Annotated in this window: 13 protein-coding genes and 1 riboswitch; all 13 genes read left to right on the top strand. The window is 37.0% G+C overall.

The window, feature by feature from the left end:
- Positions 1-282: 282 nt before the first annotated feature.
- The 13 genes from uraD (at position 283) to SAZ04_RS04475 (ending at position 14,652) form a co-directional block, all read left to right on the top strand.
- Positions 283-810, top strand: coding sequence for a 2-oxo-4-hydroxy-4-carboxy-5-ureidoimidazoline decarboxylase (uraD, locus tag SAZ04_RS04535; protein WP_332691717.1), 528 nt, complete (start codon positions 283-285; stop codon positions 808-810).
- Between the two features lie 44 nt (positions 811-854).
- Entirely contained in the window at positions 855-1,211 is a 357-nt protein-coding gene (gene uraH / locus SAZ04_RS04530; RefSeq protein ID WP_332691715.1) for a hydroxyisourate hydrolase, read from the top strand.
- Positions 1,212-1,265: 54 nt separating this feature from the next.
- Positions 1,266-2,261 carry an ABC transporter substrate-binding protein gene (locus tag SAZ04_RS04525; protein WP_332691713.1) on the top strand — a complete coding sequence of 332 codons (996 nt, stop codon included), beginning with the start codon at positions 1,266-1,268 and terminating at the stop codon, positions 2,259-2,261.
- 278 nt (positions 2,262-2,539) lie between these two features.
- Positions 2,540-3,784: a Zn-dependent hydrolase gene (locus SAZ04_RS04520; protein WP_332691711.1), complete on the top strand. Its 1,245-nt coding sequence runs from the start codon at positions 2,540-2,542 to the stop codon at positions 3,782-3,784.
- Positions 3,785-3,813: 29 nt separating this feature from the next.
- Positions 3,814-5,058, top strand: coding sequence for a pyridoxal-phosphate-dependent aminotransferase family protein (locus SAZ04_RS04515; protein ID WP_332691708.1), 1,245 nt, complete (start codon positions 3,814-3,816; stop codon positions 5,056-5,058).
- 18 nt (positions 5,059-5,076) lie between these two features.
- On the top strand, positions 5,077-6,267 hold the full coding sequence (locus SAZ04_RS04510) for an amidase (protein WP_332691705.1): 1,191 nt from the start codon (positions 5,077-5,079) through the stop codon (positions 6,265-6,267).
- Between the two features lie 16 nt (positions 6,268-6,283).
- Positions 6,284-7,141 carry a fumarylacetoacetate hydrolase family protein gene (locus tag SAZ04_RS04505; protein WP_332691702.1) on the top strand — a complete coding sequence of 286 codons (858 nt, stop codon included), beginning with the start codon at positions 6,284-6,286 and terminating at the stop codon, positions 7,139-7,141.
- A gap of 207 nt (positions 7,142-7,348) precedes the next feature.
- Positions 7,349-7,455, top strand: a riboswitch (SAM riboswitch).
- 130 nt (positions 7,456-7,585) lie between these two features.
- On the top strand, positions 7,586-8,698 hold the full coding sequence (locus SAZ04_RS04500) for a sugar ABC transporter substrate-binding protein (protein ID WP_332691699.1): 1,113 nt from the start codon (positions 7,586-7,588) through the stop codon (positions 8,696-8,698).
- Positions 8,699-8,873: 175 nt separating this feature from the next.
- Positions 8,874-10,379: a sugar ABC transporter ATP-binding protein gene (locus tag SAZ04_RS04495; protein WP_332691696.1), complete on the top strand. Its 1,506-nt coding sequence runs from the start codon at positions 8,874-8,876 to the stop codon at positions 10,377-10,379.
- A 3-nt stretch (positions 10,380-10,382) separates the two neighbouring features.
- Entirely contained in the window at positions 10,383-11,378 is a 996-nt protein-coding gene (locus tag SAZ04_RS04490) for an ABC transporter permease (protein WP_332691693.1), read from the top strand.
- Between the two features lie 233 nt (positions 11,379-11,611).
- Entirely contained in the window at positions 11,612-12,307 is a 696-nt protein-coding gene (locus SAZ04_RS04485; protein WP_332691690.1) for a Na-translocating system protein MpsC family protein, read from the top strand.
- Positions 12,308-12,676: 369 nt separating this feature from the next.
- Positions 12,677-13,363: a Na-translocating system protein MpsC family protein gene (locus tag SAZ04_RS04480; protein ID WP_332691687.1), complete on the top strand. Its 687-nt coding sequence runs from the start codon at positions 12,677-12,679 to the stop codon at positions 13,361-13,363.
- A gap of 104 nt (positions 13,364-13,467) precedes the next feature.
- Positions 13,468-14,652, top strand: a complete 1,185-nt coding sequence (locus SAZ04_RS04475) for an ATP-binding protein (RefSeq protein ID WP_332691685.1) — start codon at positions 13,468-13,470, stop codon at positions 14,650-14,652.
- Positions 14,653-14,671 lie beyond the last annotated feature (19 nt).

Below are 14,671 nucleotides of genomic sequence, written 5' to 3'. Positions count from 1 at the left end.
TTAATTAATCTGACAATGTTACTATTTAGAGGATTTTCAACTTAAAGGAATTAGCTACTACTAGAAAGCATTGCAACATTAGTTTTCTAAACGGTTTGTTATGATAAGTAGCTCAAAATAAAATGCCAATTATGAGCTTTCATTTTGTTAGCATTAGTTGTATTAAACATTATATGTTTTTTGTTTTGGTTAATACGAACAATGACTGAATGGTTGTAACAATTTATGATGTGGCTATAACTTAGTAAAGTGGTTCAAAAGTTTCGGAAATAATGAAGGTAGGTGTTTACGATTAATCTTTCGATGGCGCAAGTAAATAAGATGACGGAACAGGAATTTGTTGATTCTGTTGGAACTGTATTTGAACATTCACCATGGGTTGCCAAACGTGCTTGGGGGCACCATCCCTTTTCGAGCCTTGAGAAAATGTATGAAACGCTGATTGAGGAGATGGAGAAGGCTTGTATTTCTTTGAAGCTATCCTTACTTAGAGCGCATCCTGATTTAGGGACAAGGTTTGAAGTTTCCGAATCGTCGAAACAAGAACAGATGCATGCTGGATTAAGTCAATTGTCAGAAGAAGAGTATCATGAATTTTCTTTGTTAAATAAACAGTATGTTAAAACGTTTGATTTCCCTTTTATCATGGCAGTGAAAGGGCAAGATAAACATTCAATAAAAGAAAACATGAAGACGAGAGTGGATAATCAATATGACGAGGAGTTCGAGACGGCGCTTGCTCAAGTTGGTAAAATTGCAAAGTTTAGGCTCTGGGATATGGTAGCGGATGAATATAGGAGCATAAAATAGTAATTCTATCGGAATGAATCGTTTGGCAGGAGAGGAGTAATCAAATGACTGGAAAACTTACAACTCATGTATTAGACATAAGTACAGGAAAGCCCGCAAAGGATGTCGTTATTGTGCTATGGAAAATGAAAGGAGCAAATCAACTAGAGAAGATAGTAGAGACTAGAACAAATGCGGATGGTAGAGTTTCTCAACCATTACTAGAAGATAACCAAATGAAGGAGGGGACTTATCAAATACAATTTCATGTCGGTGAATATTATCGAACGAATAATCTAAATCAAGATCCACTTTTCTTGGATATCGTCCCAGTACAGTTTGTCATTTCAAATAAAGATGAACACTATCATGTTCCGTTATTAATTGCTCCAGGTGGTTATAGTACATATCGAGGAAGTTAAACATGTATTGATTTAAACACTATATAAAAAAGAGGTATAGACGAGAGGGGGCAAATGATGGTTACAATTAAGAAATTATACAAGATGAGATTGCTAGTTGTTAGTGTATTGGTTGTTATGTTTCTCGCTGCGTGTGGAGGAGAAGAATCAAGTGGAGAAAGTACAGAATCAGTTAAGCTCGTTTTAAATTGGTTTCCGAAAAGTCAGCATGGTGGGGTGTATGCAGCTCAGGAAGAAGGGATTTTTGCTGAACATGGATTGGATGTTGAATTAGAAACTGGCGGTCCACAAGTATCATCTATTCAAATTGTTGCATCTGGGAATGCTGAGTTTGGTTTAGCGCATGCTGACCAAATTGTGATTGCTAGAAATGAGGGAATCGAACTCGTTACATTAGCTACAACAATGCAGAATAGTCCAGCTGCACTAATGTTCCATGAAGGGGAAGAAATTAGTGATTTTGAAGATATGAATGGAAGAACTTCTTACATTCAACCAGGTATTCCTTATTGGGACTTCTTGACTAGTAGATATGATTTAAGTGGAGTAACTGAAATGGGTTATACTGGTCAGCATGTTAATTTCATTGATGACCCGAAGTCAGTTAGTCAAGCATTTGTAACATCAGAGCCATTCTTTTTAGAGAAAGAAGGTGTTGCAACGGAAACAATCTTGGTTTCTGAATCCGGGTTTGATCCATATAATGTTGTGTTGTTTGCTACTAAGAATTACATTGCCGAAAATGAAGAAACGGTACAAAATTTCGTAACGTCTTTTGTAGAAGGTTGGAACTTCTACGAAGAGTCTCCATACGAGATTAATGAAGCGATTCATGAAGCGAATCCGAATTTAGCATTAGAAGACCTCGAATTTGAAACAGATTCACAAAAGGAATTCATTTATAGTGGAGATGCTAAAGAGCATGGCTTTGGTTACATGTCTGAAGAACGTTGGCAAACGCTTATTGAGCAACTTCTAGAATTAGGATTACTAGAAGATGAATTTGAAGCCAAAGATATTTTCACTACTGAGTTTTTGCCATCTAATTAAACCTACCGAAAAAGGGCCAATCATCTGGTTGCCCTTTTTTGGTGTTAATATTTGTATGCAATACTTATTGCCACTGACAAAGGAATATTATCTTACATTCGAGATCGTAGCTACATCAAATCATCCGGTTCCGATATTGGAAACAAATAAAAATAATTAGTTATTATAAACAATTAAAATGGTTATTGTTAGACAGTGTGAATAATGACTATTGGTGCTCAAATAACTACAATGAAGAAACAATAAACGGTTAGTGACAACTGGAAGGAATGATTAGTATGATCGCAATACATCAAATAAATCAACAACGGCTATGGGAAACGCTTATGAAGTTAGGAGAGATTGGCGCTGGTTCAAATGTAACGGAAGAAGGTGTTACAAGACTCTCGCTTAGTTTAGAAGATTTAAAGGCACGACAGTACGTTATAGATGTGATGAAAGAATCTGGTTTAGAAGTGCGTGTGGACTCGGTCGGAAATATTATTGGGAAATTAGAAGGGATGAACCCAGATGCGCCGATTGTTATGACGGGTTCTCATGTCGATACGGTTCTTCATGGAGGATTGTTTGATGGAGCTCTTGGAGTGTTAGGCGCTGTGGAAGCGATTCGCTCGATTAAAGAATCTGGAGTTGAATTGACTCACTCCATAGAAGTTGTATCCTTTACGGATGAAGAAGGGACCAGGTTTGGGACAGGGTACATTGGAAGCAAAGGTATGAGCGGTTACCTAGATGAGAAAACATTCCTTTTAAAAGATGCAAATGGAATAACGTACGGTGAAGCATTTGAACAAGCTGGATTTGATCCGTCTCTTTATAAACAAGCAATTAGACAATCCAAAGAATTAAAAGCATATGTCGAAATGCATATTGAACAAGGAAAAGTGCTTGAAGAGCACGAATTAGCAGTAGGAGTAGTGACAGATATACAAGGTCCTGTTTGGTTAGAGGTTACGTTAACAGGTCATCCAGATCATGCTGGTGCGACGCCGATGAATATGAGAAAAGACGCGTCTCTTGCAATGGCAGAAATCATGCTAGAAGTTGAAAGACTTGCAATAAAATATAAAGGTGTAGGAACAGTAGGAAAGATGAAAGTAGAACCAGGTGGCGTGAACATTATTCCTGGAAAAGCTGCATTTTCTATCGATTTAAGACATGTTGACAAAGAACTTCGAACTAAGATGGTCAATGGAGTGACAAACGCTATTAGAGATATCTCAGATAAGAGATTGATTGAATCTGAGATTGATATTAAGAAAGCAGTCGATCCTGCCACGTGCTCTAACGAAATTGTTGAAGTAATTGAAAAATCATGTGAGGAATTACAAGTTCCAACTATGAAGCTGCAATGTGGGGCTGGTCATGATTCATTGATGATGACGAATATTACTAATATGGGGATGATTTTTGTTAGGTCTAAAGATGGGATTAGTCATAATCCTAAAGAATGGACTGAAAAAGAAGATTGTGTCGTTGGTACACAAGTCTTAATAAATACATTAGTGAAACTAGCTAAATAGCGTTTTTGAATAATGGGAGGGTAGAAATTATGCAACCAACAAATAGATTACATGTTCCAGCAAGAACAATTATGACACCAGGACCTGTAGAGGTCGATCCTAGAGTTTTGCAAGCAATGTCTTCATCAATTTTAGGTCAATTTGACCCAACTTTTACGTCATTGATGAACGAAACAATGAATCAATTACGGAAGGTTTTGCAAACGGACAATCATTGGGCGTTTCCGGTAGATGGAACATCAAGAGCAGGGATTGAAGCCATGTTGTGCAGTGTAATTGAAGAAGGAGATACCGTATTGATTCCTTCATTTGGACGCTTTGGAGGATTGCTGACAGAGATTGCAGAACGCTGTGGTGCTAAAGTCCATTTGATGCATTGCGAGTGGGGAAGTGTCTTTGATCCTAAGAATGTAATTGACGAAATGAAAACCATTCGACCTAAAGTTGTTGCGATGGTTCATGGTGATACGTCAACTGGGAGAATGCAGCCATTAGAAGAGATTGGGCGTGCTTGTAGGGAACAAGACATCCTACTAATTGTAGATGCGGTAGCGACCGTCGCAGGAACTAATGTGTTAACAGATGAATGGAACATAGATGGTCTTATTACGGGAACGCAAAAATGTTTATCAATACCGGCTGGAATGGCACCATTGACGTATAATGAACGCATTGAGAATATTTTATTAGAGAGAAAATCAATTGAAAAGGGTCTGGTTTCTCAAGATCAGCTTGCTTCAAACACAAGGAAAATCCGCAGCAATTATTTAGATTTAAGTCAATTACAAGATTACTGGAGCCCAGCAAGGTTGAATCACCATACAGAAGCAACAACGATGCTTTATGGTTTGTACGAAGGCTTGCGTCTGATACTAGAAGAAGGGTTAGAAAATCGCTTTGAACGTCATCGTTTAAATGAACGTGCGCTAGTAGCCGGTGTTGAGGCTATGGGCCTTACATTATTTGGGGATAATGGTTATAAACTGCCAACGGTTACGTGTGTGAATATCCCTGATGGAGTAAATGGCGATTCGGTGAGATCAATGCTTCTAGAGGAGTTTGGAATTGAAATAGCGAGCTCTTTCGGACCTCTGCATGGGAAGATTTGGAGAATAGGAACGATGGGATATAGTTGTCAGCAACGCAATGTTCTCTTAACACTAGCATCACTAGAAGCAGTATTACTACGACATAAAGCAAAAATAAATGTTGGGGATGGCGTTCAAGCAGCGTTAGACGTTTATCAAAAAAAAGAACGAATCGAGAGTGTTTAATCCAAGGGAGGTACTCAAGTGAAAGATAACTATAATGCGTTTGTAGATGAAGATATCATTGTAGAACCATTGAAATCAGGAGACCTCTCAGGACTTACATTTGCAGTGAAAGACGTATTTCATATTAAAGGAGTTACATCAAGTGCTGGAAATCCAGATTGGCTACGGACGCATAAACCAGCAAAAGAAAATGCGCTTGCAATAGAACGCTTGTTGCAAGCAGGAGCCACCTTACAAGGGACAACGATTACGGATGAATTGATGTACAGTTTAAATGGTGAGAATTTTCATTATGGAACACCGCTTAATCCAACAGCACCTGCCCATATTCCAGGCGGTTCATCAAGTGGATCTGCTGTTAGTGTTTCAGCAGAGCTAGTCGATTTAGCATTAGGTACCGATACGGGCGGTTCAGTGCGAATTCCATCAGCTTACTGCGGACTTTATGGATTTCGGCCTACGCATGGCCTTGTGCCGATTGAAGGAGTCATTCCCCTTGCTGAAAGCTTTGACACAGTCGGGTGGATGACAAGGAATGCAAAATTATTGTTAGAAGCCGGGAATGCATTAATTGGGGAAACTTCTCTTTCTTTAGAGGAAAAACCTTTTACAAACTTTCTATTCGGAAAAGAAGGTTGGGAATTGGCTGATGAGGAAAGCAAGGAAGTTCTTTCTTTGGTTGTTAAGCCATTAGAGCAATCATCCAAATCGAAATGGGTGACTATTGCACAAGAGGGACTGCAAAGATGGGCGAATTGTTTTAGAACGTTGCAAGGAATTGAAATTTGGAAGACACATGGTGATTGGATCTCTAAAGTGAATCCAAGCTTTGGGCCAGAGATTGCTGCTAGATTTGAATGGGCCAGTACGTTAAAGGCAGAAGAGAGTCCAAGTGAGCAAATCCTTAGAAAAGATATTCGGACAAGAATGATCGAGATGATAGGAGAAGGTGGATTATTAATCATTCCGACGACACCTGGAAAAGCTCCGCTTCGTAATTTGTCAGGAGAAGAGATTGAGAAGCGTAGATCACAAACGATGCAATTGTCTTGTATTGCGGGGCTGGCAGGGTTGCCGCAAGTAACAGTTCCACTTACCGGGCAGGATGGACTGCCGATTGCTCTTTCTTTCATAGCAGGACCGAATCAGGATGTCCGGCTACTTCAATGGATAAATGAAAATATAGAACAATTTCAACTAAATAATTGAAACTAAGGTGATATCGATGAAGCTTGCGACAGTAAAAATAGGTGGAAAAGAAGTAGCTGGACTGGTGCATGATAACGGAATCGTTCTAATTAAGACTATCAATGAGGTTGAACAGAGAAATTGGTCTCAGTCTGTTTTTGGATTAATAGAATCAGGACAGCTTGAAGATATGCAAGAATGGTATAAAGGTAGAGGGAAAGAAAGAGTTAAGGAACTACCAGCTTTCGCATTCGATGATGTTACCTATGCCCCGATATACCGAAATCCGCGCAAGATCTGGGGAATCGGAATGAACTATGTCAAGATGAGATCTGAATTAGGTGGTGCGGCAGGTGGTGATCCTGTCTTTTTTATGAAACCTGACACGAGTATAATTGGCGCGGGTGATACGATTGAGATCCCTTCACAATCAAAGAAAACGACAGCAGAGGCAGAATTGGCTATTGTTATTGGGAAGAAGTGCAAAAATATTCCTGAAGAAGAGGCTTTATATATGATTGCTGGATATACAACGGCATTAGATACGACGGCTGCGGATATTCATGCTGAAAATCCACGGTTTATGCAAAGGGCCAAAAGCTTTGATACATTCTTTAGTTTTGGTCCAGTCATAGTAACGAAGGATGAAGTTTCAAACGTGCCAGCCTTACAGGTGGCAACAGTACTAAACGGAGAAATACAACATGAAAATAAAGTAGAGAACATGATTTATAATCCTGCCTATATTGTTTCATTTCTATCGCAAGTGACGACTCTGTTACCAGGGGATATTATTATGACGGGAACACCAGGAGCAACCGTTATTCGCCAAGGCGATGTTGTAGAGTGTAGAATTGATGGGTTTGAACCTCTTTTAAACTCTGTTGTGCAATAGGGAATTTGAGGTAAATGAATATTCTTCTTTGAATTTCTATTTTGGCAAAAGGGGTAGAGAAATAAAGGAATGGTTGTTAAGTAAGAGATTTGTTATATCCAAGTATCCCAATTGGTTTATTTATAAAAGTCCAGTTCTATTGTTGACATTATACTACTAAAGGATTAAAGTGAGTATATTGATTTAATTGATAATTTAATAATATAGCTCTTATCAAGAGTGGCAGAGGGACTGGCCCGATGACGCCCAGCAACCGTTCTAATTAAGAATTGGTGCTAAATCCTGCAAAATAATTTTGTTTTGAAAGATAAGGGAGGAAAAGTATATACATATAACTAACCTCTCTATCCAATAGAGAGGTTTTTTGTGGGATAGTTGGTCCGGTATGTTATTAAACTATCAAAAAGAGATAAGATGTAGTTCAAAAAGGGGAGAGATGGAGAGATGAAAAAAGGATTCTTAAAAAGAGCACTAATACCAGCTATTGCTGCCGTTTTATTAACTGGTTGTGGAGCGGAAAGTTCTACTGAACAAGTTTCTACAGATGAGAATATATCGTTTGAAAATGTACCTGAAAGGTTTGCGAATGGAGAAGAAACAAAAATTAAAGTTATTCGTAAAATCGGTGGTGACGACCATACGGCACAGTTTTTGGCAGGGGCTAAAGAAGAAGGAGAGAGTTTAGGATTTACAGTTGATGTCATAACTGCTAATGGGGATTCTGCTAGATTTCATGACGCGATTGCACAAGCATTAGCAGAGAATTATGACGGATTTATTATTTCACATGGTGATGATGCTGCTACTGTTGAGAGTGTTAAACAGTTAACGGATGAGGGAAAGAGTGTTGTTACATTTGACTCGATTGATGATTTAACTGAAATCGAAGGTGTAACCCTTACTTCACAGGATGATGAGGCGCTTGCAACATTGGCATTGGATCAATTAGTTAAAGACCAAAATGGAGAAGCGAATATTATTTATCTTTGGGTAGATGGGTTTCCTCCAATGGTAAGACGTAATAATGTGTATCAAGATGTTCTTGAACAATACCCCGGTATTCAAGAAATTGGTAGGTTTGGAGTAGCGGCCCCTGATACATCTGTTCAAACCCAAAATGCTGTAGCAGCAATGCTAACCAAACATCCTAAAGGTGAAATCGATGCCATCTTTGCAACGTGGGATGCTTTTGCAATTGGTGCAACTCGAGCTATTAAGGAAGCAGGAAGAGATGAAATCAAAATTTACGGTATTGATGTTTCAAATGCAGACTTACAAGAAATTCAGGAGGATGGGAATCCATGGAAATATACGGCTGCCGTTGATCCGAAATTGATTGGTGCTGTTAACATGAGACTCGTTGCAAAGAAATTAGCTGGAGAAGAAACACCACAAACTTATGACCTAGAGGCATCTCTGATTTCACAAGATCAATTACTAGAAGCAGGTGAGGCAATAAATATGGTCAACCTTGCTAATACAGTTGAAGGTTGGGGAGAAACTGATGCGTTCGAAGAAGATTGGATGCAGACATTGAAGGAGCATTATACAAAATAGTTATTAGTAGATTGAAAAGAATGATAATCATTGCCCATAGGATGGCTCTTATTTACTCTGATTCTGTCTACAAGAAAGATAAAGACAGTCTCATTAAATAAGAGTTGTCCTTTTTACTTGGTTAATATGAACTTGTTTACTGGTAGGGTATAAGAGATTAAGTTGGGAGGGAGGCATGATCATGGCTTTATTAGAAATGAAAAATATCTCGATTTCATTTCCAGGTGTAAAAGCTTTAAATAAAGTTGATTTCTTTGCTGAAACCGGTATGGCTCATGCCCTTTTAGGAGCAAATGGGGCAGGGAAATCAACGCTTATGAAAGTGTTATCTGGAGCATACAGTCACTATACAGGAGATATTTTAATAGATGAGAAAAGGATACATATTCGGACGCCAAAGGATGCGCAAGACCATGGGATTCAAATTGTTTATCAAGAAGTAGATACTGTGCTTATTCCTTATTTATCGGTTGCTGAAAACATCATGTTAAATGAAACAGTAAATAATATGGGAAGAAGACAAATTATTCATTGGAACGAACTTCATAGAAAAGCAACAAATATATTAAAAAGTATAAATATTAACGTATCGACAAAAAAACTAGTTAGTGAGTTGACTCTTGCAGAAAAACAAATGGTTTTAATTGCTAGGGCGATTTCAACTCAATGTAAGTTTCTTATATTAGATGAACCAACAGCTCCTTTAAGTCATACAGAGACAAGTGAATTATTTCGAATTGTTCGCGACTTAAAAGCTAAAAATGTCGGTGTTATTTTTATTTCACACAGGTTGCCAGAAATTTTTGAAATATGTGATGAACTAACGATTATGCGAAATGGTCAATTTGTCACAAGAGAGAAAACGTCTATGATGAATCAAAGTAGTGTAGTTGAGCATATGCTAGGCGAAAAGCTTGAAGAGCAGTTTCCAGACTACAATGTTGAAATTGGAAATACAGTCCTGAATGTAAAAGGACTTTCTGATACAGGTGTTATTCACCAATTGAATATGCACGTAAATGAAGGAGAGATCGTGGGCGTGGCTGGGCTAGTCGGGGCAGGGAAAACCGAATTGTGTAAAGCGATTTTTGGTTATTCAAAGATTACTTCTGGTGAAATTGAAATTCGAGGAGAGGTAGTAAAGCTAAAAAGCCCATACGCTGCTGTTAAAAAAGGAATAGCACTAGTACCAGAGGAACGTAGAAAAGAAGGGATATTGGTTGAAGAATCTGTAGCAACAAATCTTACAGCAGCAAGCATAAAAAAAATCACGAAGTTATTTGGTTTTTTAGACACAAAAGCTGAGAAGAAACAATCTCTAGAAATAATTAGTCGTCTCGGAATTAAAACGCCAACTGAAGAAGCGAAAGTTCAAAACCTTTCTGGTGGTAATCAACAAAAAATTGCTATTGGGAAATGGTTGATTGCCGATGCTGACGTTTATCTATTTGATGAACCGACAAAAGGTGTAGATGTTGGAGCAAAGAAAGATATTTTTGATCTAATTGTGGAATTGGCGAAGCGAAAAAAAGCAATTATCTACGCTTCGGCTGAGCTTGCAGAGGTGAAGGGAATTACAAATCGTGTTTATGTTTTATACGATGGACAAGTTGTTAAGGAGCTTGAAACCAAGGATACAACGGAAGAAGAATTATTGAACTATTCGACAGGAGGTAAGTAGACAATGGCATTAAGTACAACAATCGATAAACAGAAAAAAAACTTTGACCTGTTTAATTTCCTCTATAAATACGGAACGCTTTTAACTATTGTTATTCTAATCATTGTATTTGCTATATCAAACCCAACTTTCATACAAAGTAATAATATTATCAATATTTTACGCTCTATTTCAATTGTCACGATCATAGCCATTGGGATCACGATTTCGTTATCTGTTAATGGATTCGATCTATCCGTGGGTTCAGTAGCTTCATTATCAAATGCAATCGTTATTTCTATGTTTGTTTGGTTTTCAGAAAATACAACGATTGCTATTTTTTCAGCGATTGCTGCTGCACTGATAGTAGGTGCATTTAATGCGTTCATGATTGTAAAAGTGAAAATACCAGATATGCTTCTTACTTTAGCAACTATGTTTATCGTGCAAGGGATCGCCTTGACCTATACGAGAGGCGCAACTGTGTCACAAAATATGGTCATGCCTGATGGGACGTTTTCCACTGGTCAAATAAGTCCTGCGTTTTCGAAAATAGGACAAGTGCCATGGATTATTGTTATTATGATTATTGTCGTGATTACTGTTCATATCTTTTTAGAATTTACAAAGCATGGTCGCTATATGTATGTGATTGGTGGAAATCAAGAAGCAGCAAGACTTTCAGGGATACCGGTTAATAAATATAAAATGATTGCTTATTTGTTATCTGCGTTGTTTGCTGCTATAGGAGGCATTGTACTTGCATCTCGAGTGATGACAGCCGAAATTGGAGCGGGAACACCTTATTTAATGGATGCTGTTGCGGCTACCTTTATTGGCTTTGCAGTATTAGGTGCGGGAAAACCAAATGCACTTGGGACATTTTTTGGAGCGGTGTTAATTGGTATTCTATCAAATGGTTTAGTTATGATGTCGGTGCCGTATTATGCTATGGATATCGTAAAGGGGACCGTATTGGCGTTTGCTCTTGGATTAACGTACTACAAAATAAAATCATAAATAAGTATAGTTTGAATAATAATGAAGAGTATGGTATTATTAAGTTGATTATTGTCTAGCTGTCACTAATCACCTTTTTATATTACGTTTATTACAATCAAATATTATCTAGATGGTAAATGAAAGAATATATACATAGTATAGAAGTCTTATTCATGACCTAACTTCTCACATTTGTGAAGTTAGGTCATTTTTTGTGTTCGGTTTTTTGTAAGGAGGAGGAATTGGAATAAATGATTAAAAAAGGTAGTAAACAACAAGATTTAATGTATTTAAGTAGTTACATATGTAAGGTGATGAAAAAGATGTTTGGGAAAGGTCCAGAATCGTGCACGATTGCGAGAAAAAACAACCTCGTTATTGCCAAGGTTCAACATTTTATCACACCTGCTGAAGAAGTGTTAGTAAATCGTAATGAATTGGGCTTAGCACTGAACTTTCGGGCGACACTACTTGAAGCCTTCTTTGAAGAGACGAAATCCGACATATCGATGTTGTCTGATTTAGAGGTGGGCTCATTTTATCATGATTGGGATTATGAAGGTAATCATGGATTACTCATATTTGTTGCTGGAACGGGTTTGCGATTGGATGAAGAAAATGAGGGAAATGTGTTTAAGGCAGCTTTACGTGACCAAGTGAAAAAGGTTAGTAGCAAAGTACATAATAGACCAAATTTTGTAAATGTTATGATAGTTAATCCTACTATTTGTATAGTTGAATGTGTAGATGTATTAACGGAAAAAGAGCGCTTATTGTATAAAAATGGTTATGAAAATCTTCTAGTTGAGAAGTCTCAAGAAATTCGGAAAAAATACAATCAATTTATCAAGGAATTAGAATCTACTTTTAATTGTCCGATTCAATACCTTTTTATGCCATGGAATTATGTCGAAGATAAATATTACATTATTATATATTTGAAATAAAATTTAGCCGAGGAATTTTTTTGTAACTTGTTGTAAAAGTTACATATTAGACTTTAGGTAATTAGTTTAAAATGAGCCAAAACAGGTATTGACGTCTTCATCTCCTGTTTTGGTCTTTTTATCTTTACCCTTTCAATAAGAATATCTTACTAAAGAAGGATTCTAATGGAGAAAAAAGAAAATGTATTGCAATAACAACATAGATTGCAAATTATTTGAATGTGGAAGAGACTTTTTATTAGAAATAATCAGATAAAAGTACTATACTAATGAAAAGATTAAAAGTAATTCTTTAGGTTCATAATATACTCATAAAAGTAAGGAAGCAATGCCGGTATTGATTTTGTTTCCTTTGAAAAGAGGGTTGTTATGACAGATTTTCAAGAAAAATTAAAGCATATTAGTAGTTATACAAGTAAACTGTTAAGGAAGAAATTTGGCCGGGGACCTGAAGCTTGTTTGGCTACTCTTTCTAAAAATTTTCTACTGTTACATATACGTGGTTTTGTGTCACCTATGGAAGAAGTATTACTATTACAGGGAAAGTACCAAGATGTTGATAACGCAAGGACATTAATCATTGCGAATGTGTTAGAGGAGCTTAAGGGTGTTGTGCAAGTATCATTCGATGTGGAAGTGACAGAATTTTATCACGACTGGAATTTCCCTAATAACACTGGTGCTATTATTCTTATATTATCCGAAGAGTGCCATCATACGTTACCTGTTGCACAATCAGCATTTATTCCTGAATTTGAAGCGGAAATTGCTCGAATAAGTGAGCTCGTTCAAAAAGTTCCTGATGAGATTGTAACAATCATTCTTTCAGAAAAAGTTATGATTGTAAAAAGAGATGGACTATTAATCCCGATTGAAAAGGCATTGGTTAAAAAAGGCTTCGAAAAAGAACTTATCATAACAAAAGATGAGTTAGAGAAAGAGTATTTTCACCGATTTGGTAAATTTGATGATATTCTCTCTCGGAAAGTAAAAGACATTTTTATTGACTGGGATCTGAAAGAAGATAAGTCACTTATGGTGTTTATCTTACAATAAATTTTTAGGTAAATGTGGGGAATGAAAAGTCACACATGGCCTAACTTCTTGATTTTTCGGGAGTTAGGTCTTTTTTTGTTTTAAATGGAGGAGGAGAAATAATTATGAAGCGCAATTTAGGATATGTACTTGTTAGTATCGTTGTAAGTTCAGTATTAATATTATTCATTAATGTTATTGAAAACTTACTTATACAAGGGATGGTAGTTTGTAGTTTACTGGTTGTTTGTTTTGTAATATTTAATAGCTCCTGGCGAAAAAGGTTTCATGTAGAAAGAGAAGATAACGAGATTGTTGAGGTGTTGCCTGTACCGGTTGCATTTCTATGTAGTAATTCAATAACATATTGTAATCGAGAAGTAATGCATATGTTAGAAGCAAATAGTAAACAAGAGATACAAGGTAGGGCTATTTCGGATTTTTTTTGTGCGGTAACTGATATGGATGATGAAGCGGAAACAATAACCAACAAACAAAGAAGCTGGTATGGTCGGTTAACGAGTTTAAAGGGAAATACAATCGATGTAAAAGTAGAGGCTCAACCTCTTTATGGGAAAGGTGAAACAAACTGTTTGATGGTGTTAACAAAATGCATGGATCAAAAAGAGGATCAAGAAAAGCTACAACATTATGGACAATTGTCTGTATTAGGTGAATTAGCAGCGGGGATTGCTCACGAGATTCGTAATCCAATTACAAGTTTAAAAGGATTTTTGCAGTTGATTGAGAGTTCAAACTCAAACTCATCTGCCTATACGAAGATCATGCTTTCAGAAATTGACCGAATTAATATGATCGTTAGCGAATTACTGATACTAGGTAAGCCAAAAGAATTGAAGATACATAACCAGTCTATATCCAATATCCTTGAAACCGTAGTAACGTTAACAAGAACACAGGCGATTTTGTATAACATTGAAATCAATCTCACTATTCCTTCTGATCTTAGTCAAACCAGTGTTAGCTGCGATGAAAATAAATTAAAACAAGTCTTTATAAATATTATTAAAAATGCAATTGAAGCAATGAAACAAGAAGGTACGATTAGTGTTAACGTAGTCATGAATAATGGTTTTGTCGTCATAAATATAATTGATCAGGGTGAAGGAATCCCAAAAGAGAAGCTCCTGAAACTAGGTAAGCAATTTTTCTCAACTAAGGAGAATGGAACAGGTTTAGGACTTATGATTAGTTCTACGATTATTGAAGAGCACGGTGGGAAAATACATATTGAAAGTGAAGAAGGGAAAGGGGCAACCGTGCAAATCATGTTACCAGCTAGTACATAAAAAAGATGACTCAGGCCTC

The sequence above is a fragment of the Halalkalibacter lacteus genome (assembly GCF_036663595.1).
Classification (GTDB): Bacteria; Bacillota; Bacilli; order Bacillales; family Bacillaceae_D; genus Halalkalibacter; species Halalkalibacter lacteus.
Note: the sequence above shows the minus strand (reverse complement) of the source record. Positions and strands in the feature narration are given on the sequence as shown.

What these genes read in the sequence shown, in the direction of transcription:
- SAZ04_RS04485 (WP_332691690.1), top strand. Translation starts at nt 11,612, where the DNA reads ATGATTAAAAAAGGTAGTAAACAACAAGATTTAATGTATTTAAGTAGT.
- SAZ04_RS04495 (WP_332691696.1), top strand. Translation starts at nt 8,874, where the DNA reads ATGATCATGGCTTTATTAGAAATGAAAAATATCTCGATTTCATTTCCA.
- SAZ04_RS04505 (WP_332691702.1), top strand. Translation starts at nt 6,284, where the DNA reads ATGAAGCTTGCGACAGTAAAAATAGGTGGAAAAGAAGTAGCTGGACTG.
- SAZ04_RS04520 (WP_332691711.1), top strand. Translation starts at nt 2,540, where the DNA reads ATGATCGCAATACATCAAATAAATCAACAACGGCTATGGGAAACGCTT.
- SAZ04_RS04525 (WP_332691713.1), top strand. Translation starts at nt 1,266, where the DNA reads ATGATGGTTACAATTAAGAAATTATACAAGATGAGATTGCTAGTTGTT.
- uraH (WP_332691715.1), top strand. Translation starts at nt 855, where the DNA reads ATGACTGGAAAACTTACAACTCATGTATTAGACATAAGTACAGGAAAG.
- SAZ04_RS04515 (WP_332691708.1), top strand. Translation starts at nt 3,814, where the DNA reads ATGCAACCAACAAATAGATTACATGTTCCAGCAAGAACAATTATGACA.
- SAZ04_RS04490 (WP_332691693.1), top strand. Translation starts at nt 10,383, where the DNA reads ATGGCATTAAGTACAACAATCGATAAACAGAAAAAAAACTTTGACCTG.
- SAZ04_RS04500 (WP_332691699.1), top strand. Translation starts at nt 7,586, where the DNA reads ATGAAAAAAGGATTCTTAAAAAGAGCACTAATACCAGCTATTGCTGCC.
- SAZ04_RS04480 (WP_332691687.1), top strand. Translation starts at nt 12,677, where the DNA reads ATGACAGATTTTCAAGAAAAATTAAAGCATATTAGTAGTTATACAAGT.
- SAZ04_RS04475 (WP_332691685.1), top strand. Translation starts at nt 13,468, where the DNA reads ATGAAGCGCAATTTAGGATATGTACTTGTTAGTATCGTTGTAAGTTCA.